General features: G+C 63.3%; 14 protein-coding genes. 8 read left to right on the top strand and 6 right to left on the bottom strand.

Annotated features, from left to right (window positions below; all coding sequences use genetic code 11):
• Positions 1 to 23 precede the first annotated feature (23 nt).
• Complete coding sequence (locus V7747_RS06660; protein ID WP_335615273.1) at positions 24 to 1,010, bottom strand: Bug family tripartite tricarboxylate transporter substrate binding protein; 987 nt, start codon at positions 1,008 to 1,010, stop codon at positions 24 to 26.
• Positions 1,011 to 1,058: 48 nt separating this feature from the next.
• Positions 1,059 to 2,321, bottom strand: a complete 1,263-nt coding sequence (locus V7747_RS06655; RefSeq protein ID WP_335615272.1) for an OprD family porin — start codon at positions 2,319 to 2,321, stop codon at positions 1,059 to 1,061.
• Positions 2,322 to 2,496: 175 nt separating this feature from the next.
• Here V7747_RS06655 and V7747_RS06650 point away from each other — a divergent pair, with 175 nt between their 5' ends.
• Both V7747_RS06650 and V7747_RS06645 read left to right on the top strand, forming a co-directional pair.
• Positions 2,497 to 3,165, top strand: a complete 669-nt coding sequence (locus tag V7747_RS06650) for a response regulator (protein ID WP_335615533.1) — start codon at positions 2,497 to 2,499, stop codon at positions 3,163 to 3,165.
• Positions 3,162 to 4,538 (top strand): sensor histidine kinase, encoded by a 1,377-nt coding sequence (locus tag V7747_RS06645; protein ID WP_335615271.1) that lies wholly within the window; start codon positions 3,162 to 3,164, stop codon positions 4,536 to 4,538. The genes V7747_RS06650 and V7747_RS06645 overlap by 4 nt, the downstream gene beginning before the upstream one ends.
• A gap of 14 nt (positions 4,539 to 4,552) precedes the next feature.
• Here the strand turns inward: V7747_RS06645 and V7747_RS06640 are convergent, their stop codons facing one another.
• A complete protein-coding gene (locus V7747_RS06640; protein ID WP_335615270.1) occupies positions 4,553 to 5,107 on the bottom strand; it encodes a carboxymuconolactone decarboxylase family protein in 555 nt (184 codons plus the stop codon).
• Between the two features lie 130 nt (positions 5,108 to 5,237).
• On the opposite strand from V7747_RS06640, the gene V7747_RS06635 reads away from it, so the two are divergent.
• From V7747_RS06635 to V7747_RS06615, 5 genes are all read left to right on the top strand, one after another.
• Positions 5,238 to 5,861: a TetR/AcrR family transcriptional regulator gene (locus V7747_RS06635; RefSeq protein ID WP_335615269.1), complete on the top strand. Its 624-nt coding sequence runs from the start codon at positions 5,238 to 5,240 to the stop codon at positions 5,859 to 5,861.
• Between the two features lie 84 nt (positions 5,862 to 5,945).
• On the top strand, positions 5,946 to 7,082 hold the full coding sequence (locus V7747_RS06630) for a thiolase family protein (protein ID WP_335615268.1): 1,137 nt from the start codon (positions 5,946 to 5,948) through the stop codon (positions 7,080 to 7,082).
• Positions 7,083 to 7,129: 47 nt separating this feature from the next.
• On the top strand, positions 7,130 to 8,239 hold the full coding sequence (locus V7747_RS06625) for an efflux RND transporter periplasmic adaptor subunit (RefSeq protein ID WP_335615267.1): 1,110 nt from the start codon (positions 7,130 to 7,132) through the stop codon (positions 8,237 to 8,239).
• A 2-nt stretch (positions 8,240 to 8,241) separates the two neighbouring features.
• On the top strand, positions 8,242 to 11,331 hold the full coding sequence (locus tag V7747_RS06620) for an efflux RND transporter permease subunit (protein WP_335615266.1): 3,090 nt from the start codon (positions 8,242 to 8,244) through the stop codon (positions 11,329 to 11,331).
• Positions 11,332 to 11,392: 61 nt separating this feature from the next.
• Positions 11,393 to 11,962, top strand: a complete 570-nt coding sequence (locus tag V7747_RS06615; protein WP_335615265.1) for a TetR/AcrR family transcriptional regulator — start codon at positions 11,393 to 11,395, stop codon at positions 11,960 to 11,962.
• Positions 11,963 to 12,007: 45 nt separating this feature from the next.
• Here the strand turns inward: V7747_RS06615 and V7747_RS06610 are convergent, their stop codons facing one another.
• Together V7747_RS06610 and wrbA are read right to left on the bottom strand one after the other, a co-directional pair.
• On the bottom strand, positions 12,008 to 12,793 hold the full coding sequence (locus V7747_RS06610) for an SDR family NAD(P)-dependent oxidoreductase (RefSeq protein ID WP_335615264.1): 786 nt from the start codon (positions 12,791 to 12,793) through the stop codon (positions 12,008 to 12,010).
• A gap of 147 nt (positions 12,794 to 12,940) precedes the next feature.
• Positions 12,941 to 13,540 (bottom strand): NAD(P)H:quinone oxidoreductase, encoded by a 600-nt coding sequence (gene wrbA, locus V7747_RS06605; RefSeq protein ID WP_335615263.1) that lies wholly within the window; start codon positions 13,538 to 13,540, stop codon positions 12,941 to 12,943.
• 276 nt (positions 13,541 to 13,816) lie between these two features.
• Between wrbA and V7747_RS06600 the strand changes: the two genes are divergently transcribed.
• Positions 13,817 to 14,557 (top strand): SDR family oxidoreductase, encoded by a 741-nt coding sequence (locus tag V7747_RS06600; protein ID WP_335615262.1) that lies wholly within the window; start codon positions 13,817 to 13,819, stop codon positions 14,555 to 14,557.
• Positions 14,558 to 14,568: 11 nt separating this feature from the next.
• Here the strand turns inward: V7747_RS06600 and V7747_RS06595 are convergent, their stop codons facing one another.
• Entirely contained in the window at positions 14,569 to 14,790 is a 222-nt protein-coding gene (locus tag V7747_RS06595) for a DUF3820 family protein (RefSeq protein ID WP_092286708.1), read from the bottom strand.
• Positions 14,791 to 14,857: the final 67 nt, after the last annotated feature.

Raw genomic sequence — 14,857 nt, 5'->3', positions numbered from 1 at the left:
GGCGAGCTGTTACTGAATGGCGGTTAGGGTTGCTGAACCAGGCCGAACTCGGAGGCGAGCGCCTTGTATTGGCTGACTTGCTGTTTGACGTAGGTATCCAGTTCGTCGCCGGTCATGGCGAAGGGGAAGAGTTCGCGCTGGCTACGCAGGGTGGCGAAATCGTCGGAGGCGAGCAGCTCGTCAAAGCTGTTCTTCCACCAGGCAAAGTCTTCATCGCTGACGTCCGGGCCCATATAAAAACCGCGTACTACCGGCCAGCTGACGTCATAACCCTGCTCTTTGGCAGTGGGAATGTCTTCGACCAGGTCGCCCGGCAGGCGCTCATCGGCGAGGATCGCAAGAATACGGATGCCGCCGCTCTCAACGTGCGGGATGGAGTCGGAGATATCCGTGCTGGCTACTTGAATGTGACCGCCCAGCAACGCGGTGGCCAGCTCGCCGCCACCTTCCATCGCCACGTAACGCAGGGCGCGCGGGTCGATGCCGGCAGCGCGGGCGACCAGTGCGGTTTGCATCCAGTCCTGGCTGCCGACGGTACCGCCGGAGCCGATGACGACCTTGGCCGGATCTTTCTTCAGCGCGGCGACCAGATCGTCCAGCGTCTTGAACTCGGAGTCGGCGCGTACGGCGATGGCGCCGTAACTGGTGCCCACGGCGGCCAGCCATTTCACCGCGCTCTCATCAAAACGGCCAAACTTGCCCTGTGCCAGGTTCAGCAGCGAGCCCGTGGAGAAGGCGGTGATGGTGCCGGGCTCGTCAGCGCGCTGCGCAACCACGGCGTTGTAGGCCACGGCACCGATGCCGCCGGGCATGTAGGTCACGCGCATTGGGCGGCTCAGGTGTTTGCCGTCCAGCAGGGCGCTCTGCGCCAGTTTGCAGGTCAGGTCGAAACCGCCGCCGGGCGAGGCCGGGGCAATGCACTCGGGGCGCTTGGGTTCGTCGGCCAGGGTGTAGCCGGCCATACCGAAACACAGGGCGGCGAGCAGGGCAGATTGAATAGCTGATTTCATCGCGGAAGTCCTCATAGCTTTTATTCTAGGTGATTGCGTCGCGTTGGCTTACCAGATCGGGAAGGCGTAGCTGACGATCAGGCGGTTCTCATCGGCGTCGCGGGCAAAGTCCGAGCGGTAGCTCGCGTTGCGCCAGCGCAGGCCGAGGTTTTTCAGTGCGCCATCCTGGAACACGTACTGCAGCTCGGTGTTGCGTTCCCATTCCGAGCCACTGCCGCCAGCGACCGGTTTGGCGTCGTCACCGTTGATATAGCGGCTCATGAAGCTCAGGCCGGGGATGCCCAGGGCGGCGAAGTCATAGTCGTAGCGCAACTGCCATGAGCGCTCTTCGGCTTCGGCAAAATCGTTGATCTGCACGAAGTTGAGCAGGTAGGGGTTGCTGCCGTCGATGTAGGGGAAGGCGTTGTCGCCGCGCATCTGTTGCAGCGAGAGATTGAACTCGTGGCCGCTTTGGGCGTACCCCAGTCGGCCTTGCCAAGCCTGGTTGTCGATGCTGCCGGCGCGTGCGCTGCCCTGATCGTCGGAGATCGCTACGCGTACTTCGCTGCTCAACTCACCGGCGCCCAGCGCGGTGCTGTGGTTCAGGCCAATAAAGTGTTGGCGGTAAATATCATCCAGTTGTGCCAGATAATAGGTAGCCGCCAGGCCGGGGGTGAACTGGTAATTCAGACCGGCCCAATTGAAATTGTCGGCGCTGAACGAACCGCCAAAACGGCGGTTGCGGTTGTTCAGGGCCATGTCCTCGGCATTGGTGGAATCGCGCTCGGTAGTCTTGCTCAGGCGCCCCAGGTCAATATCGAGTTTGTCGAATTCGTTGATGCCCAGCCGGCCACCCTGAAAGGTCTGCGGCAGAATCCGGCTGGTGTTGGGCTGCAGCACGGGAATCTTCGGCGTCAGGGTGCCGATCTGCAGTTCGGATTCGGAGTAGCGCGCCTTGGCGGTCAGGCCCAGCTTGCTGTATTCATCGGCGGCGCGACCATCATCATGGGTCGGCAGCAGGCCGGTGCCGGTGCGGTCCGGGCTGGAATCCAGCTTGACGCCCAACATGGCTTTGGCATCCAGGCCAAAACCCACGGCGCCTTCGGTATAGCCGGACTGCAAATCGAGAATGAAGCCCTGCGCCCACTCTTCGCGCTTGGATTGGCCAGTGCCTTCACGGAAGTCGCGGTTGAAGTAGATGTTGCTGGTGCTGAGTTTGGCGCTGCTGTCGTCGACAAAGCCGTCAGCCAGGGCGAACGGGGCGAGCAACAGGCCAGCGGAGCTGATCAGAGCGCCAGGCAATAGCCGGCGGTGTGCGAGTGCTGTCGTCATGCGGATACTCCATTGTTTTTTTTGTGTTGGTGCTGTCGGTGGGTGACCGTCGGGCGATGCTAATGCGCCAACCTTTCAGCAACCTTTCATGCGCAAGGCCAGTAATGTCGCGCTGTCGGCGGTAGTGAGGCGGTGTACACTCAGCCAATCAGGAGCCTAGCAAGAGAGAATGGCAGTGCGAATTCTGCTGGTAGAAGACGACCCCGAACTGGCTGAAAGCCTGGCCCGCGTGCTCAAGCACGGGGGTTGGACCGTGGACAGTCTGCATGACGGCGTAGCCGCTGATCTGGCCCTGCGTAGCGAGGATTACGCGCTGGCGATTCTGGATGTGGGGCTGCCGCGCCTGGACGGTTTTGAGGTGCTGCGCAAATTGCGTGAACGCGGCCAGACCCTGGCCGTGCTGATGCTGACCGCCCGCGGCGAGGTAGCTGACCGGGTGCGCGGGCTGAACCTGGGCGCCGACGATTATCTGGCCAAGCCCTTCGAACTGAGCGAGCTGGAAGCGCGGGTCAACGCCCTGCTGCGGCGCAGCCTGATGGGCGGTGAGCGGCAGCAGCAGTGCGGTGCGCTGGTCTACGACCTGAACGACCGGCGTTTCAGCCTCGGCGGCGAGCCGCTGGCTCTGCCCTCGCGCGAGCACGCGGTGCTGGAAAACCTGATCGCCCGTCCCGGTCGGCTGATGAGCAAGGAGCAACTCGCCGGCAAGGTATTTGGTCTGGATCAGGACGCCAGCGTTGAAGCGATTGAGATCTACATCTCGCGCCTGCGCCGCAAGCTGGATGGCAGCGGCGTGCGCATCGTCACCTTTCGCGGGTTGGGGTACCTGCTGGAGGCCGAGGCGTGAAACTGGCCGGCAGCCTGCGCGGCCGCCTGTTATCGCGCCTGGCGCTGGTGCTCTCGCTACTGTTGATTCTGGCCAGTACTGCCGCCTACTGGAATGCACGCCGCGCCGCCGATACCGCTTATGACCGCTCCTTGTTGTCCTCGGCGCGGGCGATTGCCGAGCGGCTGTACGATGAAGATGGCGAGCTCTCGGTCGAGGTGCCCTACATCGCGCTGGACAACTTCGCCTACGACATCACCGGGAGACTCTACTATCAGGTGCTGGATCTGCAGGGGCGCTCCGTGTCCGGCTATGAAGACCTGCCGGCCGCCGACGACAGTATCGCCCTGACCGACGACTACCCGGCGCTGGCGCGGTTCTACAACGCCGAATACCGCAATACTGGCGTGCGGCTGGTCAGCCTGCTGCAACCCATCAGCGGCGCCAGCAACCAGGGCATGGCCGAGATTCGGGTAGCCGAAACCCTGGAAGCGCGCGAACGCATGGCGCGCAACCTGCTGCGCCAGTCATTGATCAATCTGAGCGTACTGGCCGCCAGCGCGCTCTTGCTGGCCTGGCTGGCGGTCACCGCGGCTCTGCGCCCGCTGCAACGGCTGCGCCTGGAGGTGGCCGAGCGGCGCAGTGATGATCTGCGGCCCATTCAGACCGAGGGTTTGCAGCGCGAGGTGCGGCCGCTGGTGGATGCGATCAATCACTTTACCGGCCGCCTGCGCGAGAACTTTGAACGCCAGCGCGATTTTATTGCCGAGGCGTCGCACGAGCTGCGCACCCCGTTGGCGGCGCTCAAGGCGCGTATCGAGCTGGGGCTGCGCAGCGAGCGGGCAGCGGATTGGCGCCAGGCTCTGCACGAGGCAGAGCACAGCACCGACCGCACCATCCAGCTGGCCAACCGTTTGCTGTCGATGGCGCGGATTGAACGGGGTGCCCGCGCGGTAGCCGAGGGCAGTGCCGAACTGGTACCCATGGCGCCGCTGGTGCAGGAGCTGGCACTGGCCATGGCGCCGTTGGCGCATGGTCATGCGGTGGCCCTGGCGCTGGAGGTAGAGCAGGAGTTCGCGGTCTGGGGTGAGCCGACGTTGCTGCAGGAGTTGCTCGGCAACCTGATCGACAACGCCTTGCAGCATACGCCGCAGGGTGGGCAGATCATTCTGCGTCTGGGGGCTGACCGGCAACTGGAAGTGGAAGACAACGGCCCGGGCATACCACCAGAGGAGCGCCACCGCGTGTTCGAGCGGTTTTACCACCAAAGCCCGGAAGGGACCGGGCTGGGACTGTCGATTGTCGGCGAGATCTGCCGCGCCCACCGTGCTGATATCAGCCTGCATCAGGGCGCGGCCGGCGGCTTGCTGGTGCGTATCAGCTTCCCGGCCTGAGGCGCGCTATAGGCTTACTTGGCCGGATGCCACTCGTACTGGCGAAAAATCTCATCCACCGGGGTCTGCGCCACGTGGTTGGTGTAATTGCTCATCACCTTCTGTGCCACACCGAGGATGACCTCGAGTACCTGGCGCTGGGTGTAGCCGGCGGCGTAGAAGGCCTCCAGATCGGCCTTATCCACTTCACCACGCTTACGCACCATGGCCAGAGTGAAGGTGCGCAGGGCTTCCAGCTTGCTGTCGGGCAGCGGGGTTTCGTTGCGCAGCGCCTCGGTGATCTCGTCCGGCACTTTCATCATCCTGGCGATGCCGGTGTGGGCCGGTACGCAGTAATGGCAGGCGTGTTCGACGTTGATCGTCTGCCATACCACGGTCAGCTCGGCGGCGTTGAAGCTGCTGTTCTGGAACAGGCCGTGCAGTATCTGATAGCCCTCCAGCAGGCCCGGGGCTTCGGCCATGACTGCATGCAGGCCGGGGATGCGGCCAAAACCTTTCTCTGACTTTTCCAGCAGGGGTTTGGATGCGTCCGGGGCCGAGGTTTTGTAGTGCAGGGTGAACTCTGTCATCGGGTATCTCCAAGGGTTTTGGGTGTATTTGAGTGATCGTTCAAGTTTGCACGATAGTTATAGTTGAGTGATCATTCAAGTTATTATTGAGCGCTTGTTCAAACACCGCCGCGTCCGCCAGGAGTCAACCATGCCCAGACCTGCCCGCCATGACCGCAACATTGCGCTGGATAAAGCCGTCAACCTGTTCTGGCAGCGCGGCTACCACGCCACCTCGATGAAACACCTAGAGCAGGCGCTGGATATGCGCCCCGGCAGCCTATACGCGACCTTTGGCAGCAAGCGTGAGCTGTTCAGCGAAACATTGAACCGCTACGCGCGGCAGATGGCGGACGAACTGGCGCAGTGCCTTACCGCCGAAGCGGATCTGGCGGCGGGCTTCAAGCGCTACCTGCGCAGCCTCGCCGGACCCTGCCTGGTACGCGCGGGCACGCCGCCACGGGCCTGCATGGTGATCAAGACCCTGCTGGAAGTGAACGAGGAAGAGCCGGCACTGCAGCAGCAGGCGAATGAGGTGCTGAACCAGATGGAGCGCATTCTGACCGAGCAGCTGAAGCGCGCGCAGGCACAAGGCGAGCTGCGTGCGGAGGTGGACTGCGCGCGGCTGGCGCGCCTGCTGCAGGGGCAGGTCATCGGGCTGCGCAGTTTTGCCCAACGCGACACCGACCCGGCGCACATCGAGGCACTGGCCGAGGACATGGGTGAACTCTTTCTGCCCTACCTGACCAGGGCGGACGGGGGTAAGCGCATTTAATTATGGTTGTCATGCTATACAGGCGATTTAAATTATGCTTATCATTCAATCGTAATTAGTGTCCCTGTCCCAGAGGAAAACAGCATGAAATCCATCGTCATTGCCGGTTATGTTCGCTCCCCGTTCCACTTTGCGCGCAAGGGCGCGCTGATCAATCTGCGGCCCGACGACTTGGCCGCGCAGGTGCTGGCCGGCCTGGTGGCCCGCCTCGATCTAGATCCGGCGCTGCTGGAAGATGTGATCATGGGCTGTGCCTACCCTGAAGCCGAACAGGGCACCAACATTGCCCGCATCGCCAGCTTTCGTGCCGGCTTCCCCGAGACCCTGGGTGGCGTCACCGTCAACCGCTTCTGTGGCTCGTCGATGACGGCGATTCATTTCGCCGCTGGCCAGCTGATGCTGGGCGCGGGCGAGGCGTATATTGCCGCCGGGGTCGAGTCGATGACGCGGGTGCCCATGGGCGGCTTCAACCCCTCCCCCAACCCGCAGTTGCTGCAGAGCTACCCCGAGGTTTACATGGCCATGGGGCATACCGCTGAAGAAGTGGCTCGACGCTTTGACATCAGCCGTGAAGAGCAGGATGAACTGGCGGTGTTGTCGCACGCTAAGGCCGCCAAGGCGCGTGAGGCCGGCCTGTTGAATGATGAACTGGTGCCGATCGAGACGCCGGATGGCCAGGTCACCGAAGACGGTTGCATCCGCCCAGGCACCAATCTGGAAGCGCTGTCTCAGCTCAAGCCCGCCTTCGGTGGTGTGGTCACTGCAGGTACCGCCTCGCCGCTGACCGATGGCAGCGCTGCGGTGCTGGTGTGCACCGAAGACTTTGCCCTGCGCCACGGTTTGCCGATGCTGGCGCGGATCAAGGCGGTGGCGGTGGGCGGCTGTGCGCCAGAGATCATGGGCATGGGGCCGGTGGAGGCAACGCGTAAAGTACTTGCCCGCGCGGGGCTGAGCATCAATGATATCGACCTGATGGAGATCAACGAGGCGTTCTCCAGCCAGTCGATCGCCTGCCTGCGTGAATTGGGCATGCCGCTGGAGCGGGTCAATCTCGATGGCGGCGCGCTGGCCTTGGGGCATCCGTTGGGTGCTACCGGCGCGCGCATTACCGGTAAGGCGGCTTCGCTGCTGCAGCGCACCGGTGGGCGATACGCGGTGGCCACCCAGTGCATTGCCGGTGGTCAGGGTGTGGCTACCCTGCTGGAAGCCATCAGCCAATAACATAAAAAATGTCGGGCCGCCCTTGGCCCCGCTAGGGAGAGTTCAGGATGTCTGCAGGCAAAACCCTGTTGCTGACGTGTCTTTTGGTTGCTGTCGTTGGCTGCAGCAAGGAAGACCAGACCGAGGCGCAAGCCCCTGTTGCCCAGCCGCGTCTGGTGCTGGCGACCGAGGTACATCCGGCGGCCAGTCGTGGCGCCACCTTTACCGGCGTTGTTGCCGCGCGCACCGAGAGTGAATTGGGCTTCCGGGTGGCCGGCAAGGTCATCGAGCGGCGAGTTGATCCCGGTCAGCGGGTCAACAAGGGTGATGTGTTGCTGGTGCTGGACGTGGACGACTTTGAACTGGCCCTGCGCGCTGCCAATAATCGGGTGCGCTCGGCGCAGGCCTCGTTGCAGCAGGCCCGCGACGACGAGAAGCGCTATCGCGAGCTGGCGGAAAAAGGCGCGGTGTCGCGCCGCGCCTTCGACGAAGTGGTCACCGGCCTGCGCGTGGCCGAGGCGAATATGGCCTCCGCCCGCGCTGATGCTGCGCAGGTGGAAAACCAGCGCGGTTACTCGAAACTCAGTGCCGATGCCGACGGCGTGATCACCGATGTACTGGCCGATCGTGGTCAGGTGGTGGCGGCCGGGCAGGTTGTGGCGACCTTGGCACACAGCGGCGCGCGCGAGGCAGTTATCAGCATCCCGGAAACTCAGCGTCACCTGGCGGATCACAACGCTGCTGCGCAGCTGTTTGGTGATCCCGATACGGTCATCCCGGCCAAGCTGCGTGAACTGTCTGCCTCCGCGGACCCGATCACCCGCACCTACCGCGCCCGCTACGTGCTGGCCGACGGTGAGGCGCCGTTGGCCATCGGCTCGACCATCAGTATTCATCTGGATGACAGCGCCAGTTCGGCGCTCACCCGGGTACCACTGGGCGCGCTCTACGACCGTGGCCAGGGGGTTGGCGTCTGGGTTATCGAGGACGCCAGCCGCGTGCGCTTTACCCCGGTCACGGTGGCCAGTCTGGGGCAGGAATATGCGCTGCTGTCTGCCGGTTTGGAAGAAGGCCAGCAGATAGTCGCGCTGGGCGCGCACCTGCTGCATGAGGGGGATGCTGTCGAGCTGCTGCCGCCGCCGTCCTGGGCGGTCGACTCTGCTGCGCGGACGCTCTGATCATGGCGAGCTTCAATCTCTCCGCGATGGCGGTGCGTAATCCGGCGGTTACGCTGTTTCTGATCATTGCCGTGCTGTTGTCCGGGGCGTTTGCCTTCGGCCAACTGGGGCGCGCCGAAGACCCCTCCTTCACCGTCAAGGTGATGACCATTACCGCCGCCTGGCCGGGCGCCACCGCGCAGGAAATGCAGGAGCAAGTGGCGGATCGGCTGGAGAAGCGGATCCAGGAGTTGGACTATTACGACCGGGTAGAAACCACGGCGCAACCGGGTTTTGTGGCGATGAAGGTGATCTTCTCCAATGCCGCGCCGCCCGAGCTGATCCCCGAGCTGTTCTACCAGACCCGCAAGAAGCTCTCCGATGAGGCCAGCAGTTTGCCCGATGGCGTGCACGGCCCGTTCTTCAATGACGAGTACAACGACGTCTACTTTGCGCTCTACGCGCTGGAAGCCGGACAACTGCCGCACCGCCAGTTGGTGCAGTTGGCCGAAGAGTTGCGCCAGGGTTTTCTGCACCTGCCGGGGGTAAAGAAGGTCAATATCCTGGGCGAGCAGCCGCAGCGTATTTTTGTCGAGTTTTCCTATCAGCGCTTGGCCACCCTGGGCCTGACCCCGGATCAGATCTTTTCCGCGCTGGCGCGGCAGAACGCGGTGGCACCGGCCGGCTCGGTCGAGACCGCCGGGCCGCGCGCCTATATCCGGCTGGATGGCGCCTTTGACAGTCTCGAGCAGATTGAAAACGTTCCTGTCGTCGCCAATGGACGGGTGCTGCGCATCGCCGACGTGGCGCAGGTGCGCCAGGGCTACGAAGACCCGGCCAGCTACCGTATTCGCCATCAGGGTGAGCCGGCGCTGATGCTCGGTGTGATCATGCAGAAGCACTTCAACGGCCTGGAGCTGGACAAGTCGCTGATCGCCGAGGAACAGCGCCTGCACGACAGTCTTCCGCTGGGTATTCACTTCACCAAGGTGTCGGACCAGGCGAGCAAGATCAGCCGGGCGGTGGATGAATTCATGCTCAAGTTCTTTGTGGCGCTGGGCGTGGTCATGGTGATCAGCTTTCTGGCGCTGGGCTTTCGTGTCGGCCTGGTGGTGGCCGCCGCGGTACCACTGACGCTGGCGGTGGTGTTCGTCATCATGCTGATGACCGGGCGCGAGTTCGACCGTATTACCCTGGGCGCGCTGATTCTATCGCTGGGGCTGCTGGTGGACGACGCCATCATCGCCATTGAAATGATGGTGGTGAAACTGGAAGAGGGCATGGACCGCCTGTCGGCGGCTACCTTTGCCTGGTCCTCGACGGCCGCGCCGATGCTCACCGGCACCCTGGTGACCATCATCGGCTTTCTACCGGTGGGCTTTGCTCGCTCCGGCGCCGGTGAGTACGCCGGCAACATCTTCTGGATTGTCGGCTTTGCGCTGATTGCTTCCTGGCTGGTGGCTGTGGTGTTCACGCCCTATCTGGGGGTGAAGATGCTGCCCAACATCAAGCCGGTCAGCGGTGGCCACGACGCGCTCTACGCCGGGCCGATGTACCGTCGCCTGCGTGCCCTGGTCGAGCGTTGCATTCGCTGGCGCTGGCCGGTGACCGGCGTGGTACTGCTGGTGTTTGTCGCCTGCGTGATGGGCATGGGCGTGGTGAAGAAGCAGTTTTTCCCCAACTCCGACCGCTCCGAGGTGATGCTCGAGGTCTATATGCCGCCGGGCACTGCGTTCAAGAATACCGAAGCGGTGGTGGCACGGGTGGAGCAGGCGCTGCTGCAGGAGCCGCAAACACAGCTGGTCGATGCTTATGTGGGCGGCGGCGCACCGCGCTTTTTCCTCTCGCTGAATCCGGAGCTGCCGGATCCGGCCTTTGCCAAGATCATCGTGCAAACGGCCGACGCTCAAGCGCGTGACGAGCTGATGGCGAGCATGCGTGAACGGGTGGCGGCGGGTGAATTCCCAGGCGCGCGGGTGCGCGTCACCCAACTGGTATTCGGTCCGCCGGTACCCTTCCCGGTGGTATTCCGGGTCAGTGGCCCGGAGCTGGGGCCGCTGCGTGAGATTGCCGAGCAGGTGCGCGCGCGCGTGGATGCCAACGCCATGACCCGCGACACCTTCATCGACTGGGGCGAAAAAGCCAGCAGCTATCGGCTGGTGCTCGATCAGGATCGCCTGCGTCTGCTGGGCTTTACCCCGGCGCAGGTGAAATCCCAGATCAATGCCCTGCTGTCGGGCAATCCGATTACCGAGGTGCGCGAGGGCAACCGTACCGTCTCGGTGGTGGTGCGGGCGATCAATGCCCAGCGCGAGGATCTGGACAGTATCGAGAATCTGACCATTACCAGCGATGCTGGCCGCTCGATTCCCCTGCAGCAGGTGGGCCGCTTTGAACCGGTGATGGAAGACCCGATCCTGCGCCGCCGCAATCGTGAGCCCACCTTTGAAGTGCGCGCCGATACCGCGCCGGGTATTCAGCCGCCGGACGCCGAGCTGGCGGCCTACGCCGATCTGCAGGATTTGCTCGCCGAGCTGCCGCCGGGTTACCGCATCACCATGGGCGGCCCGGTGGAGGAAAGCGCCATCGCCAACAAGGCGCTGGCGGTGCTCTTTCCGATCATGATTCTGCTGATGCTGGTGGTGATCATGTTCCAGGTGCGCTCCTTTGGGGTCATGTTCATGGTCTTTGCCACGGCGCCGCTGGGTCTGGTGGGTGCGGTGCCGGCGCTGCTGATCTTCAACCAGCCATTCGGCTTCAACGCGATTCTGGCGCTGATCGGTATTGGCGGCATCCTGATGCGCAACACGCTGATTTTCACCGACCAGATCCGTCAGAACCAGGATCATGGCATGCCAATTCATGAGGCCGTGGTGGAGGCCACCGTGCGCCGTGCGCGGCCGGTGGTGCTGACCGCGCTGGCGGCAGCGCTGGCGTTCATTCCGCTGACGTTCTCGGTGTTCTGGTCCTCGTTGGCCTTTGTACTGATTGGCGGGGTAACCATGGGGACGCTGCTCACGCTGCTGTTCCTGCCGGCGCTGTGCAGTCTGGTGCTGCGCGAAGACCGGCCGGCGGACGCGTCGTCGGCGCTGACTACCAGTGGTCATGCCTGATGCTGCGCTGGCGGCCAGTCGGGTATAGAATGACGATCTGTATTTAACGGCGGGAGACGCTATGCGTTATTCGGAAGATCACAAGGCCAAAACCCACCAGATGATTCTGGAGGAGGCGTCGCGTCGCTTTCGTCGTGACGGCGTGGGTGCTACCGGGTTGCAGCCGTTGATGAAAGCGCTGGGCCTGACCCATGGCGGGTTTTACGCCCACTTCAAGTCGAAGGATGAGCTGGTTGAAAAGGCCCTGCAGCACGCTACAGACAGCTTGCGCGCCTCGCTGGCCATGCATCTGGGGCCGGATGCGCCGGCCTCGGCGCTGATCGACACCTATTTGTCGCCGGAGCACCGCAACAACCCGGATCACGGCTGTCCGCTGCCGACGATGTCGGCCGAACTGGGCCAGCGGGGCCAGGCCAGCGCGATCACCGACCAGATGGTTGGTGATCGCCTGGCCAATCTGGCTGGCAAGCTGGCGGGGGATGATGCCGAGGACAAAAGCGTGCTGATACTCTCGGCACTGGTCGGCGCGCTGCTGCTCTCGCGCAGCGTCAACGATCAGGCCTTGTCCGACCGGCTGCTGAATGGCACTCGCGAGCAACTCAACCTGCTGGTCGAGAACGCCGCAGACTGAGCCTCTGAGTTGCTCTGCCTTGCCAACCGCAGCACCGGCAAGCTTTCAGCTGCAGCGAGCGGCGGGCCGCTGGGGTGACAACGGCGGTGCCAGTGGCAGGCGCGCCTGCAGCAGCCGCTGCCAGTCGGTGTTGTCGGGCAGGGAGGCAATGGTCACCAGCTCGCCCTGATCAAAGCCGTGCAAGGCGGCGTCTACCAACTCGCCCGTATCCATCATCAGGGGCTCGGCAGCATGCGGCAGGCTGCAGGGCCTTACGCCGCTCCCCTTGGTTCCGGCCAATACCGCTTGTATCTGTACCCCGCGCTCGCCGATCTCTGCCTGCAGGCTTTGCGTCAGGCTCAGCACATAGGCCTTGCTCGCCGCATATACGGCGTTGAAGCGCTCTGGCAGCAAGGCCTCCACCGAGCCAAGATTGATAATGCCACCCCGACCAGCCATGCCGAAGTTGACGGCCGCCGCGCTGGACAACAGGGTCAAGGCCAGCACATTCAACTGCAACAACTCAGCCACGCTGTAACGATCTGACTCGGCCAGCGAGCCGGTAAGGGACATGCCGGCATTGTTGACCAGCAGCGTGATCTGCTTATCAGCGCGCAATCTCTGCGCAACGCGCTCGATGCCGGCTGTCAGGCTGAGATCGGCCGACAATACTTCGACCTGGATGCGATAGTTCTTGGCCAGCCGCTTGGCAAGGCGTTCGAGGCGAGCCAGGTCCCGGGCGACCAGCAGCAGGTTATATCCGCGCCCGGCCAGGCGGTCGGCGTACGCCGCGCCGATACCCGAGGATGCGCCTGTGACCAACGCCGTGCCAAGGTGGCCTGAACTGTTCATGCTGCGCGCTCCGGGGGGAATGTTTGAATTACGACTGTAATGCTATTTAAATGTTGACCGTAATTCAATCGTTCCGTCGGGCGTTCTTTAGGCTGCGTGAGGAGGTTGAGGGACGGCGGCCGGCGCTGGCCGGCCGCCGTCAGTAGGTCAAGCTTTGAGTTTGAGCAGGGTTTGCGCCACGTATTGGCCCTGATAGCGCGCGATCGCCCGTTCGCGGTCGTCGGGTTGGCGTGAGCCGTCACCGCCGGCAATGGTGGTGGCGCCGTAGGGTGTGCCGCCGGCACTTTGGCTGATGTCGAACAGCTCACTCGCACCGTAGCCGATCGGCAGCAGAATCATGCCGTGGTGCGCGAGCGTGGTCCAGGTCGAGGTGATGGTCATTTCCTGCCCGCCACCGGTACCGGTAGAGGCAAACACGCTGGCAACCTTGCCGTGCAATGCACCTTTGGCCCAGAGGCCGCCGGTCTGGTCGAGGAAGGTGCGCATCTGTCCGCTCATGTTGCCGAAGCGGGTGGGCGTACCGAAGATAATGCCGTCGTAGTCGGCCAGTTCGGTGGGGCTGGCGACTTCAGCAGCCTGGTCGGTCTTGCCGCCCGCCGCCTTGAAGGCTTCTTCCGGCATGGTTTCCGGCACTCGCTTGATGGTGACGCTAACGCCGTCGACCTGCTCTGCACCCGCGGCGACTTCTTGTGCCATGGTTTCTATGTGGCCGTACATGGAATGATAAAGCACCAGCAATTTTGCCATTTCCCTTACTCCCGGTTGTCTCTGCTGAGTGGCGGCGGCTTGGTGACGGACAGTCCCGATGGCCTTGCCCCGCATCTGGAACTATCAGCATAGAGCACCGGGTGGCGTCAGGGTTCCCGAATCAGGCGTCGGCGGCTGTCGCGTTGTCCGGGCCAAAGGCGGCGTTAGCCGTTTTAACGGCTTGGAGTTTCTGTCCATCGTCGGCGAGTTTTGTGCATTTGACTCTGCTGGTGAGCGGCGCATGCTGGTAGTTCAATCAGATCAGGAGGTAGCTAGATGTCCAATCAGCAACAGAAGATCGCCCTGATTACCGGCGCATCGCGTGGTATTGGCGCTGAAATAGCCCGCCGGCTCGCCGCCGACGGTTTCGCGGTGGCGATCAATTACGCCAACAGCGCCGCTGAGGCAAACAAGCTGGTCAGCGAGCTGCGCGCAGTCGGTGCCCAGGCCGTGGCCATTCAGGCCGATATGGCACAGCCGGACCAGGTGCGCGCGCTCTTTACCCAGTGCGAGCAGCAGCTGGGGCCACTGGATGTGCTGGTCAACAACGCCGGGATCATGCAGACCATGCCGCTGGCCGATACCTCGGATGAGCTGTTCGCGCAGACCTTCGCCGTGAACGTGCAGGGGGTGTTTGCCTGTCTGCGCGAGGCGGCGACCCGGCTGAACGAGGGTGGCCGCATCATCAATCTGTCGACTTCGGCGCTGGCGTTGAAAATGCCCGGCTACGCCATCTACAACGCCAGCAAGGCGGCTGTTGAGGCCATGACGCAGGTACTCAGCAAGGAACTGCGCGGTCGACAGATCACGGTCAACGCGGTGGCGCCGGGGCCGGTGGAAACCGAGTTGTTTCTGAACGGCAAGACGGTAGAGATGGTGCAACGCCTGGCGCACATGTCGCCGCTGGAGCGCCTGGGCCAGCCTGAGGATATTGCCGCGGTGGTGTCCTTCTTGGCCGGTGCCGAAGGCGGCTGGATCAACGGTCAGGTGCTGCGCGCCAATGGCGGTATCGCCTGAAGTGCGGGGAATCAGCGCTGGCCGCGTCCGCGCAGGGGGTCGAGCAGCGGCTTAAGGCCGTTGTGGTCGATCTCCTGCATCAGCTGCAGCAGGCGGCCGATCTCGCCCTTGGGAAAGCCCTCACGGGCAAACCAGTTGAGGTAATGGCCGGGCAGGTCAGCCAGCAGGCGGCCCTTGTATTTGCCAAAGGGCATCTCGCGACTGACCAGCAACAGCAGGTCTTCTGGGTTCATCGGTAGGGCTCGCTGGTTGATGGTGCGGGGTACATTATGCCGCACCCGGGCGCGCAGGCCGAGCCGC

Source organism: Halopseudomonas sp., assembly GCF_036960865.1.
Taxonomy (GTDB): Bacteria; Pseudomonadota; Gammaproteobacteria; order Pseudomonadales; family Pseudomonadaceae; genus Halopseudomonas.
The sequence above is the reverse complement of the archived record's forward strand: the minus strand, read 5'-3'. Positions and strand labels throughout refer to the sequence as shown.